This window comes from Streptomyces sp. NPDC003300, assembly GCF_040610915.1.
Lineage (GTDB): Bacteria > Actinomycetota > Actinomycetes > Streptomycetales > Streptomycetaceae > Actinacidiphila.
Genome location: NZ_JBEXNE010000004.1, coordinates 297,232 through 313,599, shown reverse-complemented (window position 1 = coordinate 313,599; position 16,368 = coordinate 297,232). Strand labels below are relative to the sequence as shown.

11 protein-coding genes and 1 pseudogene are annotated in these 16,368 nt (G+C 72.2%); 8 read left to right on the top strand and 4 right to left on the bottom strand.

The features are described 5' to 3' along the window. Positions 1-366: 366 nt before the first annotated feature. Positions 367-2,676 (bottom strand): asparagine synthase-related protein, encoded by a 2,310-nt coding sequence (locus ABZX65_RS08530; RefSeq protein ID WP_355336280.1) that lies wholly within the window; start codon positions 2,674-2,676, stop codon positions 367-369. A gap of 970 nt (positions 2,677-3,646) precedes the next feature. Between ABZX65_RS08530 and ABZX65_RS08525 the strand changes: the two genes are divergently transcribed. The 6 genes from ABZX65_RS08525 to ABZX65_RS08500 all read left to right on the top strand — a co-directional run bounded on the left by ABZX65_RS08525 (position 3,647) and on the right by ABZX65_RS08500 (position 11,575). Beyond that, positions 3,647-5,062: an MFS transporter gene (locus ABZX65_RS08525; RefSeq protein WP_188283634.1), complete on the top strand. Its 1,416-nt coding sequence runs from the start codon at positions 3,647-3,649 to the stop codon at positions 5,060-5,062. 226 nt (positions 5,063-5,288) lie between these two features. Continuing rightward, positions 5,289-6,539 carry an L-2-hydroxyglutarate oxidase gene (lhgO, locus tag ABZX65_RS08520; RefSeq protein WP_355336277.1) on the top strand — a complete coding sequence of 417 codons (1,251 nt, stop codon included), beginning with the start codon at positions 5,289-5,291 and terminating at the stop codon, positions 6,537-6,539. 157 nt (positions 6,540-6,696) lie between these two features. Beyond that, complete coding sequence (gene trmB / locus ABZX65_RS08515) at positions 6,697-7,590, top strand: tRNA (guanosine(46)-N7)-methyltransferase TrmB (RefSeq protein WP_355336275.1); 894 nt, start codon at positions 6,697-6,699, stop codon at positions 7,588-7,590. A gap of 332 nt (positions 7,591-7,922) precedes the next feature. After that, positions 7,923-9,566, top strand: coding sequence for a PrsW family intramembrane metalloprotease (locus tag ABZX65_RS08510; RefSeq protein ID WP_355336436.1), 1,644 nt, complete (start codon positions 7,923-7,925; stop codon positions 9,564-9,566). 474 nt (positions 9,567-10,040) lie between these two features. After that, positions 10,041-10,997 carry a NaeI family type II restriction endonuclease gene (locus ABZX65_RS08505; protein WP_355336273.1) on the top strand — a complete coding sequence of 319 codons (957 nt, stop codon included), beginning with the start codon at positions 10,041-10,043 and terminating at the stop codon, positions 10,995-10,997. 128 nt (positions 10,998-11,125) lie between these two features. Next, entirely contained in the window at positions 11,126-11,575 is a 450-nt protein-coding gene (locus ABZX65_RS08500) for a very short patch repair endonuclease (protein ID WP_355336271.1), read from the top strand. Here the strand turns inward: ABZX65_RS08500 and dcm are convergent. Beyond that, positions 11,510-12,703, bottom strand: coding sequence for a DNA (cytosine-5-)-methyltransferase (gene dcm / locus ABZX65_RS08495; RefSeq protein WP_355336269.1), 1,194 nt, complete (start codon positions 12,701-12,703; stop codon positions 11,510-11,512). The genes ABZX65_RS08500 and dcm overlap by 66 nt on opposite strands. A 680-nt stretch (positions 12,704-13,383) precedes the next feature. Between dcm and ABZX65_RS08490 the strand changes: the two genes are divergently transcribed. Beyond that, positions 13,384-13,575, top strand: a complete 192-nt coding sequence (locus tag ABZX65_RS08490; protein ID WP_355336435.1) for an HNH endonuclease — start codon at positions 13,384-13,386, stop codon at positions 13,573-13,575. A 76-nt stretch (positions 13,576-13,651) separates the two neighbouring features. Next, a pseudogene (locus ABZX65_RS08485) lies at positions 13,652-13,990 on the top strand (TMEM175 family protein); the annotation flags it as partial. 199 nt (positions 13,991-14,189) lie between these two features. On the opposite strand, the gene ABZX65_RS08480 reads toward ABZX65_RS08485, so the two are convergent. Both ABZX65_RS08480 and ABZX65_RS08475 read right to left on the bottom strand, forming a co-directional pair. Beyond that, on the bottom strand, positions 14,190-15,281 hold the full coding sequence (locus ABZX65_RS08480) for a hypothetical protein (RefSeq protein ID WP_355336267.1): 1,092 nt from the start codon (positions 15,279-15,281) through the stop codon (positions 14,190-14,192). Positions 15,282-15,713: 432 nt separating this feature from the next. Further along, positions 15,714-16,361, bottom strand: coding sequence for a response regulator transcription factor (locus ABZX65_RS08475; RefSeq protein WP_355336265.1), 648 nt, complete (start codon positions 16,359-16,361; stop codon positions 15,714-15,716). Positions 16,362-16,368 lie beyond the last annotated feature (7 nt).

Here is a 16,368-nt window from a genome sequence, read left to right as displayed (position 1 = left end):
CTGGTGGGGGGAGGTGCGGGACCTAAGGGGTGAGGGGTGTCGGAGTGGGGTGGGCGCAGGGGCGTCGTGGGGCGCTTGGGGAAGGGCCCCACGCCGGGGGGCCGCCGGCGCAGGGCGGCACGCTGAGAAGACCCCCTAACCTCCCCGGCAACCCCCACCGGACAGGCGGACGCCGACGTACCGGGAGGGGACGGGCCGGGGTGCCCCCGCAGAAATGCGGTGACAAGAAGGGCACCGGATACGCGGGGCCAGGTAGCCGCATTTCGAGGAGGTACCCCGGACCGGCACCGACCCAGGCACAAGCGGCACCCGCAGACGAAAAAACACCCGCACGGGTGGGCGGGCGGGAAAAGGAGAAACGCGACGTCAGAGGGAGAGGCGCTGGACGCCGGAAGAGAGGGCGCGCGGATCAGTGGGAGTGGCGGGATCGGTCCAGCACGACCCCCGCCGCGCAAGCAGCCGCCGCAGCCAGACCTCAGTGGCGACAAGGTCGCCCAACCCGTCGAGATCCGCCGGCACCCCACCCCCGTCCGCGACAGCGACCAGCGCGGAGCGCACCACCCGAGCGTCGATGAGCCCGGCATCGGCAAGCAGCGGCGCGTCAAAAAGGTCCAGAAGGTCGTCCAGCGCCAAGCGCAACCCCGTGCGGGCCGCCGCGGCAGCGGTGGAGTGGGAGTTGGCGCCCCACCCCGGCGGCAGGTCACGGACCCCGGCGCCTTCGAGGACGTCGCGCAGGACGTCGGCCCGGGCGCCGGGCCGTACGCGAAGGGCGCCGGGCAGTGCCCGGCAGGCCCGGACGACCTGGTTGTCGAGGAAGGGCGCGTGCAGCCGCTGGCTGGGCACCGCCGCGGCCTGCTCGAAGGCGCGGAAATCCGCGGCGGTACGCGCCAGCACGGCGCGGGCGCGCCGCTCCCCCGGCCGGTCCATCGGCCACGGCCGCCGCGCGGCGTCCTGGAGGCGTACCGACACTTCGGCCAGCGCCTCCCCGGTGAGCCAGCGGGCGGCGGGCCCCGGCCGTACCCAGGTCATCGCGGCGAGGGACGCGGCCAGCGGCCCACTGCCGGCGGAGCCGAACTCGTGTCGCTGGAGCCGCGCCGCCGCGTCCTCCACACCCTGTTGATACGGGGTGCGGGCGAGCCGCCGGGCGGCGCGGTAGACGGTGATCGGCACGGTGAAGGGCACCAGCGCCGGGTGCCCGAGGGCCCCGTCGGCGCGGGTGAGCGCGGCCACCGGCCGAACGAGGTGGCGGCGGCGCCGGTCCATCAGGAGGTCGGCGAGCCGCGCGGGATGCGCGTCGAGGACCTGCCGGGCGCCGTATCCGATGAGGTGGTCGGCGCCGCCCGCGGCGAGCCGCCGGCGGTTGCGTTCGGCGTCGACGAGGGAGGGGGCCGGCTCGTCGGTGAGCGCGCCGCCGCCGAGGTCGGCGTACGGCAGCGCCTCGGGGCCGCCGGGGACGACGACGTGCCGCAGCCGCGGGTCGGCGCCCATGATCCGCGCCCGCTCCAACTGCGCTTCCCTGGAGTGGAGTCCGCCGCCCGAGGGCTCCCCGCCGGAGGACCCCGGAGGTCCGCCGCCCGCGAGGTCGTTGAAGGTGACGGCGAGCAGCCGCTCGCCCGCGAGGGAGCCGGGCGCGCCGGGCAGCATGCCGGGGTTGCCGGGCAGCCCGGCGGCGAGCAGCGCGAGCGTGGCGGAGGCGCTGCCGCCGGAGAGGTCGGCGCCGATGCCGGGCGCGGGCCCGTCCCCGGGGTCGGGTACGAAGCGGGCCTGGGAGAGCCTGGCGCGTACGGCGTCGACGAGCGCGTCCCGTATGCCCTCGACGGCCGCGGTGGCGTCGGCGTTGTTGGTGGGCTGGTGGCCGACGGCCAGCGAGGTGGTCTGTTCGTAACCGCTGATCTCCGGGGCACCGTCGCGCAGGATGAGCGCGTGGCCGGGCGGGACACGGCGGACGCCGAGGTACGGGGTGCCGTCGCCGAGCGCTTCGGGCGAGTCGGGGCAGGCGAGGAGCGCGGCGAGGTGGGTGACGTCGAGCCCGGCCTCGATGAGGTCGGCGAGCGGGAGGGCGGCGGTCGCGTACGCCGTACCGCCCGCCCAACGGGTGTGGAAGACCGGCCTGGCCCCGGCGAGGTCGCCCAACACGGTGATGCGGCGGCCGAGTTGGAGTACGGCGGTGTAACTGCCCGACCAGGCCGTCAGATGGCGCAGCGCGCCGCCGCGGGCGGCGACCAGGCCGAGCCGCAACTCGGCGTCGCTGGCGCCGCATCGGCCGAGTACGGCGAGCCGGGCGACGGTGTGCGGGGTGCCCCCGCCGTGCCCGTTGCCATGGGAGCCGTTGCCGTGGGAGCCGTTCGAACCGCCGCCGCCCCGGGCGCCGTTGCGGTACGCGCCGCCGTCGCCGTACGCGGCACCCGCCCCGCCGTACGTGTCGCCGTAACCGTCCCCGTAGGCCGCGCCCGCGGAGCCGTACGCCGCACCTTTGCCGCCGCCGAAGGCGTACGCGGCGCCGCCGCCCGGATCGGCCTGGACGACACGGACCTCGTCGGGCCGCCAGTCACCGACGGCCCACAGCGGATCCGGTTCCGACCACAGGAGTTGGGCACCGACGGGCAGGAGCGTACGGGTCCTGCTGCCGGGAACGGGACCCGCGGTGGCACTGCTCCACCCCACCAACCACCGCATCGCCGCCTCCACAGGCTGTGGACAGCCGGTACGCGGGGGGCCGCTCTGCCGCCGCCCCACTGCTCTACCGCTTCGCTGCCACGTCTGACGTCCGAAAGACCATGCTGCCACGTGAAGGCGCGCAAAGCGGCGCATGGGTGCACCAAGGAGCGCCGGGTCGCGCGCTGAGGGCAGCCGCGAGGCGAGTGTGAAACACGCATCAGCCGAAACGTCTGATTCGCGCCAAAGTCTGCGGCACATGCCGGAGTTGATATGCCGGAAAGCCACGTACGCGACCAGGGACCGGTTGAGGACCGTTCGAGGTCGGCATGCGGGACATTAAGGGCACGTTCCGGCGCGGGCGGGGGCGGTGAATGTGGTGAAGGAGACAGTGGTGAGGGCCGTGGAGAAGGTGTGGAGCAGGTGTGGACCGCTGGTGGAGCACCTCCCGCGGACGCCGGGCGGCGCGGGCGGGGCCGGGCGCGGGCGCGCCGTCGCGGGGAGGCTTCGGCGCAAGGGGAGGTCCACGGCCCGGGAGGGCGCTGACGCACCTCCCGGGCCGGTCCGCCGCCCGCGGGGATTGTGGCAACGGAACCCCCTGGCCCGCCGTACCACCGCCATAGCCGCCTGCCGGGGCCGCGGGCCGACCCACGGACCCTATGCAAGCGCCGCCGTCCCGGACGGCACAGAGCGCACGGCCGGGCGCACGGCCACATATACCGGGAGCACGGTCCAATGAGGTGGCGAGTAAGGGGCAGGAATCTCGCCATCCGGGACGAGACTCTTAACGGTCGGGATGCGGCGAACTACGCTGGGTGTACCCGGTTCGCACACGTACGCGCGGCTCGGGTGTCCGGCGCATGCGCCGCACCGGCCGCCGAGCGGTCACCGCGGTGGCTGAATCGGGCTCCAGGGGAGGGTGACCCCCGTACCCCACGACAAGACCAGGCCGGCCGGCCTGCCCCCCAGCGGCATCACGAGGTGAACCGCAGTGAACAGAGAACACCGCGGGCCGAACGAGAAGCTCGGCACCCTTCTCGCTCTGGCGGGCATCAGCAACGCCGGACTGGCCCGCAGGGTCAACGACTTGGGCGCCCAACGCGGCCTGACCCTGCGTTATGACAAGACGTCGGTCGCCCGGTGGGTGGCCAAGGGCATGGTTCCGCAGGGCGCCGCGCCGCATCTGATCGCGGCGGCGATAGGCGCCAAGCTCGGCCGTCCCGTGCCGCTGCACGAGATCGGTCTGGCCGACGCGGACCCGGCGCCCGAGGTCGGTCTCGCCTTCCCGCGCGATGTCGGCGAGGCGGTGAAATCGGCCACCGATCTGTGGCGGTTGGATCTTGCCGGACGGCGCGGACCCGGCGGCACCGGCATCTGGCAGAGCTTGGCCGGATCTTTCGCAGTGAGCGCTTACGTGACCCCCGCGTCGCGCTGGTTGATCACCCCCGCGGACGCCACCGTGGCCCGCGACGCGCCCGCGCCGGGCATGAACCACGTCGGTCACAACGACGTGACCAAGCTCCGCGAAGCCGCCGAGGACGCCCGCCGCTGGGACTCCAAGTACGGTGGCGGCGACTGGCGTTCGGGCATGGTCCCGGAGTGCCTGCGGGTCGAGGCGGCGCCCCTGCTGCTCGGTTCCTACAGCGACGACGTGGGCCGCGCGCTGTTCGGCGCGACCGCCGAACTCACCCGTCTCGCCGGGTGGATGGCCTTCGACACCGGCCAACAGGAGGCCGCCCAGCGGTATTACATCCAGGCGCTGCGGATGGCCCGCGCCGCCGCCGACGTACCGCTCGGCGGTTACGTGCTCGCCTCGATGTCGCTCCAGGCCACGTACCGCAACTTCTCCGACGAGGGCGTCGACCTCGCCCAGGCCGCGCTGGAGCGCAACCGCGGTCTGGCGACCGCCCGCACGATGAGCTTCTTCCACCTCGTGGAGGCCCGCGCGCACGCCAAGGCGGGCGAGGCCGCCGCCTGCGGGGCCTCGCTGGCCGCCGCGGAGGCGTTACTCGAGCGCTCCCGCGAGGGCGACGCCGACCCGCAGTGGCTCGGCTTCTACTCCTACGACCGGCTCGCCGCCGACGCCGCCGAGTGCTACCGCGACCTGCGCGTCCCGCGCCAGGTGCAGCGCTTCACCGAGCAGGCCCTCGCCCGGCCCACCGAGGAGTTCGTCCGCTCCCACGGCCTGCGCCTGGTCGTCTCCGCCGTCGCCGAACTGGAGTCCGGGAACCTGGACGCCGCGTGCGCCGCGGGCACCAAGGCCGTCGAGGTCGCGGGCCGCATCTCCTCGGCCCGCACCACGGAGTACGTCCGCGACCTGCTGCACCGCCTGGAGCCGTACAACGACGAGCCGCGGGTGCTGGAGCTGCGGGAGCGGGCCAGGCCCTTGCTCGCGGCCCCGGCGTAAACGATTCAGCCGGGCGGGCCGGCAGGCGCGGGCGGGCGGACCGGCGGCGCGGGCGGGCGGGCGGGCAGCGTGGCCGCGCCAGAAGCGCGGGAAGGCCGACAGCACGGGCGTAGCGGCGGCGTGGATGCGCCAGCAGCAAATTCCGGGCCGTCCGGCGGTTTCCGGCCGGTACGGCGTTTGAGGAGCGGGCCTCCGGGCTATGAGGGCCCCACAGGCAGGAGGCGTCATGACCCGCAGCACCGCACCCGCCTCCCGCCCGGAGGATGTCCTTGTCGTGGGCGCGGGCATCATCGGCCTCTCCACCGCCTACGCGCTCACCCGCGCCTCCCCCGGCATCCGCGTCACCGTCCTGGAGAAGGAACCGGGCCCCGCGCGCCACCAGACCGGCCGCAACAGCGGAGTCATCCACAGCGGCATCTACTACCGCCCCGGCTCCCTCAAAGCCCAGTACGCGCTGGCGGGTTCGGCCGAGATCGGCAAATTCTGCGCCGAGCACGGCATCCCCCACGAGACCACCGGCAAGCTCATCGTCGCCACCGCCCAGGCCGAACTCCCGCGGCTGCACGCCCTGGTCCAGCGGGGCCGCGAACACGGCATCCCGGTCAGGGAGTTGGGCCCGGCCCAGATCGCCGAGTACGAGCCGAAGGTCGCGGGGCTGGCCGCCATCCACGTCGCCACCACCGGCATCTGCGACTTCCGCGAGGTCGCCGCCACCCTGGCCCGGCTGGCCGGGGACGCGGGCTGCCGGGTCCGCTACGGCGAGCGGGTCCGTACGATCGAGCGCCGCGCCGACGGCCTGGTCGCCGTCCGCAGCAGCGACGCCGAGGGCCGCCCGCGCCCCGAGATCCGTACGAAAGTGCTGGTCAACTGCGCGGGGCTGCACAGCGACCGGATCGCGGAGCTGGCCGGGGACGACCCGGGCATGCGGATCGTGCCCTTCCGCGGCGAGTTCTACGAGCTGATCCCGGTCCGCCGCGGGCTGGTGCGCGGTCTTGTCTACCCGGTGCCCGACCCGGACTTCCCCTTCCTCGGCGTCCACCTGACCCGCGATGTGCACGGCGGCGTCCACCTCGGTCCGAACGCGGTGCCCGCGCTCGCCCGCGAGGGCTACCGGCGCGGCACCGTGGGGCTGCGCGACCTCGCCGCGACCGCCCGCTTCCCCGGCACCTGGCGGATCGCCCGCCGCCACTGGCGCCAGGAGGCGGGCGAGATCCACCGCTCGCTGTCCAAGCGCGCCTTCACCGCCGACGCCCGCCGCCTGCTGCCCGCGCTGCGCCCCGGCGACCTCGTCCCGGCCCCCGCCGGAGTCCGCGCCCAGGCCGTACTCCCCGACGGGACCCTCGTCGACGACTTCCTCTTCGCCGGGACCGCCCCCTTCGTCCACGTCCTCAACGCCCCCTCCCCCGCCGCCACCGCCTCGCTCCCGATCGGCCGCGAGGTCGCCCGCCGGGCCCTGGAGGCCCTGCGCGCCGCGTAGCCCCGCGGACGGCGTTCACGGTTCGCGCCTGCGCCCCCGGCCGCCGTACGGCCCCGGACCTGGCCTTACGCGGCGCGTCCGCGCACCGGTACGTGAGCCCGTACGCCGCTGGCAGCCGCTCCGGGGGCCGCGGGCGCCCCGTAGAATCGACGGCATTGTGTCCACGTCACCCACTCCCCCCGCCACGCGTACGAGCGCGCCCGCCGTACGCGAGACCGATGCCGTAGCCCTAGCCGTCGCCGTCGCCGTAGCGGAATCCGTCACGGAAGCCGACGCCGTATCCGTCACGGAAGCCGTTGCCGGAAAGGCCGTCTCCGGCGTCGGCAAGCAGCAGCGCTTTCCCAGCGGGCCCGCGCCCGATCCGGCGGGGTCGCGGGAGGAGCACCGGATCAGGTCGTTCCATGCCCGGCGGGGGCGGATCACGCAGGCGCAGGCCGCGGCGATCGAGCGGCACTGGGAGGCGTGGGGGGTGGAGCTGGACGGCGCGCCGCTGGACCAGGGCGCGCTCTTCGGCGACCCCGAACTGCCCGTGGTGCTGGAGATCGGCTTCGGGATGGGGGACGCGACCGCCGCGATGGCGGCGGCGGACCCGGCGACCGGCATCCTGGCCGTCGATGTGCACACCCCCGGCCAGGGGAATCTGCTGGCGCTCGCCGACCGCCTCGGCCTGACGAACGTCCGCGTGGCCAACGGCGACGCCGTCGTCCTGCTGCGGGACATGCTGTCGCCCGCCTCGCTCGCGGGCCTGCGCGTGTACTTCCCCGACCCCTGGCCGAAGGCCAAGCACCACAAGCGGCGGCTGATCCAGCCGGACTTCCTGGCCATGGTGCTGCCCCTGCTGCGGCCCGGCGCGGTCGTGCACTGCGCGACGGACTGGGAGCCGTACGCCGAGCAGATGCTGGAGGTGCTGGCGGCGGAGCCGGGGCTGGCGAACCGGTACCCGGCGGAAGGTTTCGCCCCCCGGCCGGACTTCCGGCCGATGACGAAGTTCGAGCGGCAGGGGCTGGCGAAGGGGCACGTCGTACGCGACCTGCTGTTCACCCGTATCTGAGGGAGGCGGCGGGGGGTGTCCTGCGTAGGCGGGTGGGGCGCGACGGGCGTACGGGCGCGGGGGACGTCCGGCGTACGGGCACGGGGCGCGTACGGGCGCGGGGACGTCCGGCGTACGCGACCGGCGCGCGCTCCGGGAACCGTCTCCTGGCCCGCCCCTGGTCTCGTCCCTGGCCCGGTCCCTGGCCCCGTCCCTGGCCCGGTCCCTGAGCCGCCGCCGGAACCGCCCCTGACCCGCCCGTTCGGGCCGGGCAGCGTCGGTCACCTGCGCGAACCGATGCCGACGCACCCTCGCGTACGGCCGCCCGGCCCCCGTACTGTCGACGGGTGTCCATGTTTTCGCACCCGGCTGCCGGGGCCGCGGGTCCTCAGGAGGCCGCTGCCCTGCCCGCGTCGGGGCCGCCGCCCGGGTCCGCCGCGCCGGGACCGCAGTCCGGGACCGCCGGATCGGGCTTCGACGGATCAGGTTCCGCCGGATCGAGTTGCGACGTATCCGGTCGCGACGTATCCGGTGCCGACGTATCCGGTCCCGACGTATCCGGTCCCGACGTATCCGGTCCCGACGTATCCGGTCCCGACGCGTCGGAGGCCGCACCCGCCGGGCCGCCGCCCGGATTCGCTCCCGCGCCCGCTCCCGAGACCTGGCAGTACGCGCCCCGCCGTCCGTTCTGGGAGAGCCGGGCGGTCCGTACGGGCGCGCTGTTCACGGCGTTGGCCGTCTGCGGTGTGATCATCCTCGCGGTCGTGCGCCAGCACATAGGCACCGAGAGCTTCCTGGTCGGCCTGGTGCTGGCCGTCCTGCCGGTGCCGTTGCTGGTCTGGGCGTTCCTGTGGCTCGACCACGTGGCGCCGAGCCCCTGGCAGAACGTGGTCTTCGCCTTCTCCTGGGGCGCGTGCGCGGCGACCCTCGTCGCGCTGTTCGCCAACGAGTACGGCGCCAAGCTGATCGCCACGACCTTCTCCGCGACTCCGACGCAGACCGACCACTGGGGTGCGACCTTCGTCGCGCCGCTGGTGGAGGAGACGGCGAAGGGCGCCGCGCTCCTGCTGCTCTTCCTCTTCCGGCGCCGTCACATCGAGTCCGTCGTGGACGGCATCGTGCTGGCGGGGCTGGCCGCGACCGGCTTCGCCTTCACCGAGAACATCCTGTACATCGGCTCGGCCTTCGGCGAGGACAAGGCGCTCGGCTCCTCCGTACTCGACTCGGCGACCGCCGCGACCTTCTTCGTCCGCGTCCTGATGACACCCTTCGCGCACCCGCTCTTCACGGCGATGACCGGCATCGGTTTCGCCATCGCCGCCACCAGCCGCCCGCGCAGTGTGTGGCGCTGGCTCGCGCCGCTCGGCGGCTGGCTGCTCGCGATGGTGCTGCACGGCCTGTGGAACAGCTCCTCGATGCTCTCGCCCGTCGGCTTCCTGACCGTCTACGTGGCCGTCATGATCCCGGTCTTCGGCCTCGTCGTCTGGCTCGCCTTCTGGGCCCGCGCCCGCGAGTTGCGCACCATCCGCACCAACCTCCCCGTCTACGCCGCCGCCGGCTGGCTGACGCTCCCCGAGCCGATCGCCCTGGCCTCGATGAAGGCCCGCAGCCAGGCCCGCGACACCGCGCGCCGCTACTACGGCGAGAGCGGGGCGCGCGCGGTACGCGACTACACCGCCTTCGCCACGCACCTCGCCTTCCTGCGCGCGGCGGCCACCCGCGGCATGCCCGCGCCGGACTTCACCGCGCGCGAAGCCGAACTCCTCCATCACCTCTGGCAGCGCAAGTCCCTGGTGCGAATCCCGCTCGCCCAGGCCGCGACGCCGCACCTCCCGCCCGCCGCCTGGGCGGCACCCTTCCCGCATCCACGCCAGGCCCCGATGTGGGGCCCCCGGCCGTGGGACGGCCAGGCGCCCGGCCAGTGGGGTGCGCCCGGCGCATGGCACGCGCAGGCACCCGGCACGTGGGGCGCCCCCGGACCCGGCAAGCACCGTTAATCTCCGCACGAGCCCGCGCAACGGCCTGGCTCCAGCGACTCGGCCCGCAAGGCGTCGAACACCGTGGCCGTCCTGCTGCCCGACCTCTCGAGCCCTTTTCCAGGTCCTGGCCGAACGGTCGTGCGACGCGGTCCTGCTGTGCGGCACGCGGGACGACGAACGCCGGTGAGTTCCTGCGCGCCGACCTGGCCGCCGCGTGCGTCGCCACCACGCACCTCGTGGTCAACCCCGCGCCGTCGGGGACGGCCGTCGCGATCGTCGAGCGGGGTACGGGCGACAACTCCACCGTGGTCACCCAAGGCGCCAACCTGCTGCTGCCCGCCGCCGTCTCGCGCCCTTACCCCGCACGGGCCCGGAGCATCGGTAGGCTGACGGCCCCGTTAGCGCGCCCAGCACGACTGCGCCTTCGGCGACGGCAACGTCCCCGTCGGCCCCGGCCGTTCGCAAGCCGCTCAGGCTGAAGGAGGTATACGTTTGCTCCCCCTCGACCACTCGGCTGCCACGAACATCGCGTCTGCCGACCAGGACGACCCCGAGCTTGCGGCCGTCGTGGAAGCGCTCCGGGCGGCGGATCCCTCGGGCTTCCGGTTCGCAACAGTGCTCCGGAACACCATCGACCAACTCCTCGACGGGGAGAGCACAGGCCGTTACGACTGGAAGACGCTCTTCAAAACGGAGAAGACGCATGCGGGCACGGTCGTAGAGATCAATCTCCAGCGGGAGTTCCGGTTTGCTGACGGTGACGCCATGGACTACAAAATCGCGGGCGTCGACGTGGACTGCAAGTATTCCCAGACCTTCGGCGGCTGGATGATTCCGCCGGAGGCAATTGGCCATCTGTGCCTGCTCGTCTGGGCTGATGACTACAAGAGCCGGTGGAGCGCCGGCCTGGTGCGCATCAGGGCGGAGTTGCTGAACCAGGGCAACAACCGGGACCTCAAGCAGACGGTCAACTCCAAGCAACGGGAAAAGATCACGTGGCTATGGCGCGATGCGGAACTCCCGGAGAATGTGCTGCTCCACATGGATCCGACCGACCGGAAAGCAGTGTTCGCATCCTCATCTGGGCAGGCGCGCTTGAACGAACTCTTCCGCAGAGTCCAGAAGCGCCGGATCGGACGGAACGTCGTGCGGACGGTAGCGCAGCAGAAGGACTACATGAAGCGGGTCCGCGGCAATGGGGGTTCGCGGAGCGCACTGCGCAGGGACGGCATCCTCATCATCGGCGACTACGAGAGCCACAGGCGGATCGCCGAGCAACTGGGCATACCGGTACCCCGCGAGGGCGAGTTCGTCAGCGTTCGTGTCGTTGAGGTCGGACCGGCGGAGACCCTCCGGCCCACCGTCGTTCTCAGTGAACGCCGCTGGGCCTGCGCCCTGCCGGGCGAACCGCCCCAGGCGGCTCCGCTGCTCCCTACCCACACCAAGTGAACGGGCTGACTGCCAGCGCAGTGTCTTCGGCCAGCCCACCCGTAGGCTCGGTACCGTTGAGTGCCTCTGGACGGCTGAAGGCCGAACTGTGTGTCCGGGGCGTACGTGACTCAAGGGGGGAGAGCAGGTTGACGGACGACTGGTCCCCACCGCCGGGTTCCTGGGCCTCTTCTGAGAGCCGCCGACGGAACATGCAGGCTATCCGGAGCCGGGATACGGGGCCGGAGTGGCTGATACGGCGCCTGGTGCATGCGCGGGGGCTGCGCTATCGCGTCTCAGCGCGCCCCCTGCCCGACCTTCGCCGGACGGCGGATCTGGTGTTCCGGCCGGCAAAGGTCGCCGTCTTCATCGACGGCTGCTACTGGCACGGCTGCCCGGAGCACTATGTGTCGCCGAAGACCAATTCGGGCTACTGGTCAGAGAAGGTCGCCAGGAACATGGCGCGGGACCGGGATACGAACGAACGGCTCGCTGAAGCCGGCTGGACGGCGCTGCGCTTTTGGGAGCACGAGTCACCGGACGCCTGCGCGCTCACGATCGCCGCCACGGTTGACAAGATGCGTGCGAGCAGGAGCTGACGGGGCGGAGACTTCAAAGAGAGCGGAGTCCTTCTCGATCTGCGCGTCCTTCTCACGCTTCCCCGCGGCCAAGGCGGCGACGATCTGTTTGCCGACGGCTTCGGCGACAGGCGGCGGGAAGGCGTTCCCCACCTGGCGGTATGCCGCCGTCTTCCGGCCGGAGAATTTCCAGTCCTCGGGGAATCCCTGGATGGTCGCTGCCTGCAGCACGGTCAGCTTGGGACCGCGCTCCGCGTAGAGGTCCCGCTCCGGATCCTGAAGGTCCGACGGATCGTTCGCGACGCCCAGCCCGCACACACCGAGCTTCCGCCAGGCTTCCTTCGCCCGGCTGGGGCCGAGATCCGCTCCGCCGTGCTTCTTTGATCCGCCCACCAGCGTGGGCGCCACGGTGCCGGTCTTCGCGGCCTTGAGCCACTTCTTGTAGGCGGTCTCCCAGCGGGCGGTGTAAAGACCCTTCCAGCGAGGGTCCTGCCCGCTGGCCTGGTAGCGCTCACGCATGGACTTCGCCAAGGCTTTCGCAACCGTGAGCAGCTTGGTGTGCTCCGGTTCAGTCCAGGCGAAGTGCTTCGCATACTCCGGCTTCATCGCTACGAGAATCGCCCGCGGCCGAAGCTGCGGAACCCCGTAGTCCCGTGCTTCCAGCACTTTCCAGTAGCAGATCGTGTATCCAGCCTCTTTGAGGCGGTGCTCGATGACGTCTTCGCGGTACTTACGGAACTTCTCGGGCGGTTCCAGCAGTGCCCGGACGTTTTCAATCATCACGGCCTTCGGCTGCAGGAAGCCGATCAGGTCAAGCATCGTAGGAAAGAGGTCACGCTCATCCTCGTGGCCCAGTTGCTTGCCTGCCGCCGAGAACGGCGGGCACGGGACGCCGCCCGCCAACAGGTCGAGCACTCCTGGCTTGAGCTTCAACCGGCGTGGGTCAAACTTCGTGAGATCGGCCTCGATGACCTTGCAGCCGTCCCACTTCGGATTGCCCTCGACGTTGTCCTTGAGCGTCTGGCAGGCATGCGGGTCGATCTCGATCAGGGCAAGGTGCTTGAACCCCGCCCGGTGCAGGCCCACCGCCTGGCCGCCTGCTCCGGCGCAGATCTCCACCGAGGTGAACTGTGGCTCAATGCTCGTCATGCACCCTCATCCCAGTCGCGCCGTGTGAGCGTCTTGCATCTCACTGTCACAGAGGGTGGCAGACCCCACTGACAATCCGCTCAAGTGTCGCGCAGCGGACGGCAGTCTTCGGGCACCCGTCACGCCACAGCGAGCAGTCCTACGATAAGGCGCATGCGGAACCCTTCTTGGCAGCGGGATGAACTCCTCCTCGCGTGCGCCCTCGTCGTGCAGAACGGCTGGAAGGAACTTCGCGAGAACGACCTCCAGGTAATGGACTTGTCCGACCTGCTGCAAGTGCTCCCCCTCCACCCGGTCGAGACCCGCAGCGTCAAGTTCCGCTCCACGGGAAGCGTCAGCCGCAAGACGACGGACTTGGCCACGGCTCACCCGTCCCACCAGGGCCCGCCGACCCGGGGCGGACGCCTGGACAAGGAAGTCGTGGCCGCCTTCATCGCCCGGCCCGAGGAGATGCTGGCCGCCGCCGAGCGGATTCGGAATGTAGCCGTCAACGGTCCGTTTCAGCTCCCTGCCGAGCCACCGGATCCAGACGACGAAGCCGCGCCGGAAGGCCGGCTGCTCGCTCGGCTCCACCACGCGAGGGAGCGGGATCCGAAGCTCCGGGCCAGGAAGATCAAGTCCGTGCTCGCAGCCGGCGGCAGCCTGCGCTGCGAAGCGTGCGACTTCAGCTTCGCTGAGACATACGGCAGCCTTGGCGACGGTTACATCGAGGTCATCACACGCTCCCGCTCCACGTTTCCGGGGAGACCACCACGTCGCTCGACGACCTCGCCCTGCTCTGCTCGAACTGCCACCGCATGTGCCACCGCAGTGCAAGCCCCGAGGAGCCGTGGCGGACCCCGACGGCTCTCCGCGCACTTCTGACGAACTGACCCCTCCTTGCGTAGGTGCGGCATCGCACTGTGGGAGGTGGGGTGGGGTGGTCTACTGGGGCGGTTTTAGTGGTGAGTGCGGGGTCTTTGGGGCGTCGCGGTGTGTGGGGAGACGGATATTTCGGAGAACGAGCAAGGGCATGAGACGCGGGCGGCGGAGCGGCTGATTTTGTTTTCGGACGCGGTGGTGGCGATCGCCATCACGTTGCTCGCGTTGGAGTTGCCGGTGCCGGAGGGGCACGATGTGTCGGAGTTCTGGCACTCGGTGCGGGCGGATGACGGGCATTACCTGGCGTTTTTGATCAGTTTCGTGGTGATCGCGATGGCGTGGGGCGAGCACCACAGGGTGTTCAGGACGGCGCTGCGGGTCGATACGCGGCTGCGGAAGATCAACATGGTGTGGCTGATGATGATCATCCTGAATCCGTTCGCGACGAAGATGCTGATCGAGGAGGGGCACGACACCGTCGCCACGCATGCGCTGCGGTGGGGCTTCTACGCGCTGTTGCAGGTGCTGGCGAATGTCACGCTGCTCGCCCTGACGTATTACCTGAAGACGCTGAACCCCACGGGGACGGGCGCCGGGGTGGACGGGAACGAGGGGTCGTACGGGGTCATCGTCGGGTTCGGTCTGTCCATTCCGGTGTTCTTCGCGACGACGCACGCGTGGGTGCTGTGGATTCTCGGTCCGCTGCTGGCCCGGCGGGTGTACCGGCGTTTCTGGGGGCGGGGCGACCGGGAGTTGCGCGGCGCGTGAGGGCGCGGGCGGCGGCGGCCAGGAGGACGAGGGCGGCGAGGGCGAAGACGGCGCTTCCCGTCAGGGCCAGGGACAGGGAGACGTCGAGAGTCGAGGACTGCGTGAAGCCGACCCAGGCGTAGGTGAGGACGGCGCCCGCGGCGAGCGCGAAGCGGTGGGCGGCGGACCACGCCGGGCCGCGGGACCAGCGGAGCGCGAGGCGTACGAAGGCGGCGACGGCCAGGAGCCACAGCGCGGGGTCGGTCCAGTCGGGGACGCCGGAGGGGAGCAGGCCGCCGCGCGCCCAGTAGAGGGACGTGGCGGCGAAGGCCGTGGCGCCGACGAGCCAGGGGCGGGGCGTACGGGCCGTCGGGCGGGTCGCCGGGCGGGCGGGGAGCGTGAAGGCCAGCGCGATCAGTACGAGAATGACGGCGCCGCAGCCGATGAGCCGCGCGGGCGAGGCCATGAAGTGCTCGCTGTGCTGCTGCGCGACGGCGAGGAAGAGCGAGTCGGCGACGAAGGCCGCGGCGACCAGCGGCAGGCCGATGTTGCCCAGCCACGGCCGGATCTCCCGTCCCGCGCGCCCGCCGCCCCACGCGAAGGTCTCCACGATCGCGATCGGCACGCACACGCTCCAGACCGTGTGGATCGACAGCACGTCCTCGATCATCCCGACGCTCGTCCCGAGGAACGGCACGTACGTCCCCGCGTACGCGCCCGCCATGTCGAACCCGCCGTAGTGCGGATTCCACAGCATCTGGTCGATCGGCCCCTCCTCGACCAGGGCGTATGCCGCCGCGAGCACGATCATCGTCGGCCAGCCCCGGCCGAGGCGCCGCGCGCACTCGCGGATCAGTACGGCGCCGCCGCCGTACATCGGCGCGAGGATCAGGACGGACGGCAGCGCGGTGACCGGCTGGTTGCCGAGCAGGAACTCCCCGATCAGGGGAGAGAGGAAGAAGAGGGCCACCGCGAGCCGGAGACGGTGATACGGGCGCCGGTCCTGCGGACGCGGGTCATGCGGGCGCCGGTCGTGCGGGCGCGGGTCGGCCGGCGGCCGGTACGCGGATACGGTCCGGGGGTCGGATACGGTCCCCGGCCGGGAGTCGGCCCCAGGGTCGGATACGGTCCCCCGGCCGGCCTCGGCCCCCGGGTCCGGGGCGGAAGCGGCGGCCCGCGGCAAAGACGTCCGTACTGCGTCGTCGGAAGGCATACCTCCGACGCTAGGCACCCGCCCCGTTCACGGCCTCGGCCGACCGGCCAGACCCGCGGTCCGACCGGCCAGACCCGTCACCCCACCGACCGGCCCGTGCCGTACACCCACCGACCGGCCCCGTACACCCACCGGCCCGCATCCCCGCCGGAGGCGCTACGGGACGGGACCGCCGCGAGCACCGCCCCCTCACTCCTCCCCCGCGTCATGCGCCAGCAACGCGAGCTGAATCCGGTTCTCGACCCCGGCCTTCCCCAGCGCGCTGGACAGATGCGCCTTGACCGTCCCGACCGACACATGCAGCCGCGCGCCGATCTCGGTGTTGGAGAGCCCTTCGGCGACGGCCCGGGCGACATCGCGCTCGCGCTCGGAGAGGTCGGCGAGCCGCTGCCGGGCGGCGTCGGCGCGGGAAGAGGACCCGGTAGCCGCGTGGGCGATGAGGGCACGGGCGGCGGACGGCGACAGGACGGGTTCGCCGCGAGCCGCCCGGCGTACGGCCTCGACGATCTCCTCCGGCTCGGTGTGCTTGAGCAGATAGCCCGCCGCGCCCGCGCGTACCGCCTCCAGGACGGTGTCCTCGGCGCCGAAGGTGGTCAGCACGATGACCTGGGGCGCGGGGTCGCGCCCGGTGAGGGCGCGGGTGGCGGTGATGCCGTCCATGACCGGCATGCGGATGTCCATGAGGACGACGTCGGGACCGTGCTGCCGTACGGCCCCGGGTACGGCCGCGCCGTCCCCCACCTCGCCGACGACCTCGACGCCGTCGGCGCCGCGCAGCATCATCTTCAGCCCGGCGCGCACCAGCGGGTCGTCGTCGACCAGAAGTACCCGGATCATGCCGTCG

What these genes read in the sequence shown, in the direction of transcription:
- ABZX65_RS08530 (WP_355336280.1), bottom strand. Translation starts at nt 2,676, where the DNA reads ATGCGGTGGTTGGTGGGGTGGAGCAGTGCCACCGCGGGTCCCGTTCCC.
- lhgO (WP_355336277.1), top strand. Translation starts at nt 5,289, where the DNA reads ATGACCCGCAGCACCGCACCCGCCTCCCGCCCGGAGGATGTCCTTGTC.
- ABZX65_RS08510 (WP_355336436.1), top strand. Translation starts at nt 7,923, where the DNA reads ATGTTTTCGCACCCGGCTGCCGGGGCCGCGGGTCCTCAGGAGGCCGCT.
- dcm (WP_355336269.1), bottom strand. Translation starts at nt 12,703, where the DNA reads ATGACGAGCATTGAGCCACAGTTCACCTCGGTGGAGATCTGCGCCGGA.
- ABZX65_RS08475 (WP_355336265.1), bottom strand. Translation starts at nt 16,361, where the DNA reads ATGATCCGGGTACTTCTGGTCGACGACGACCCGCTGGTGCGCGCCGGG.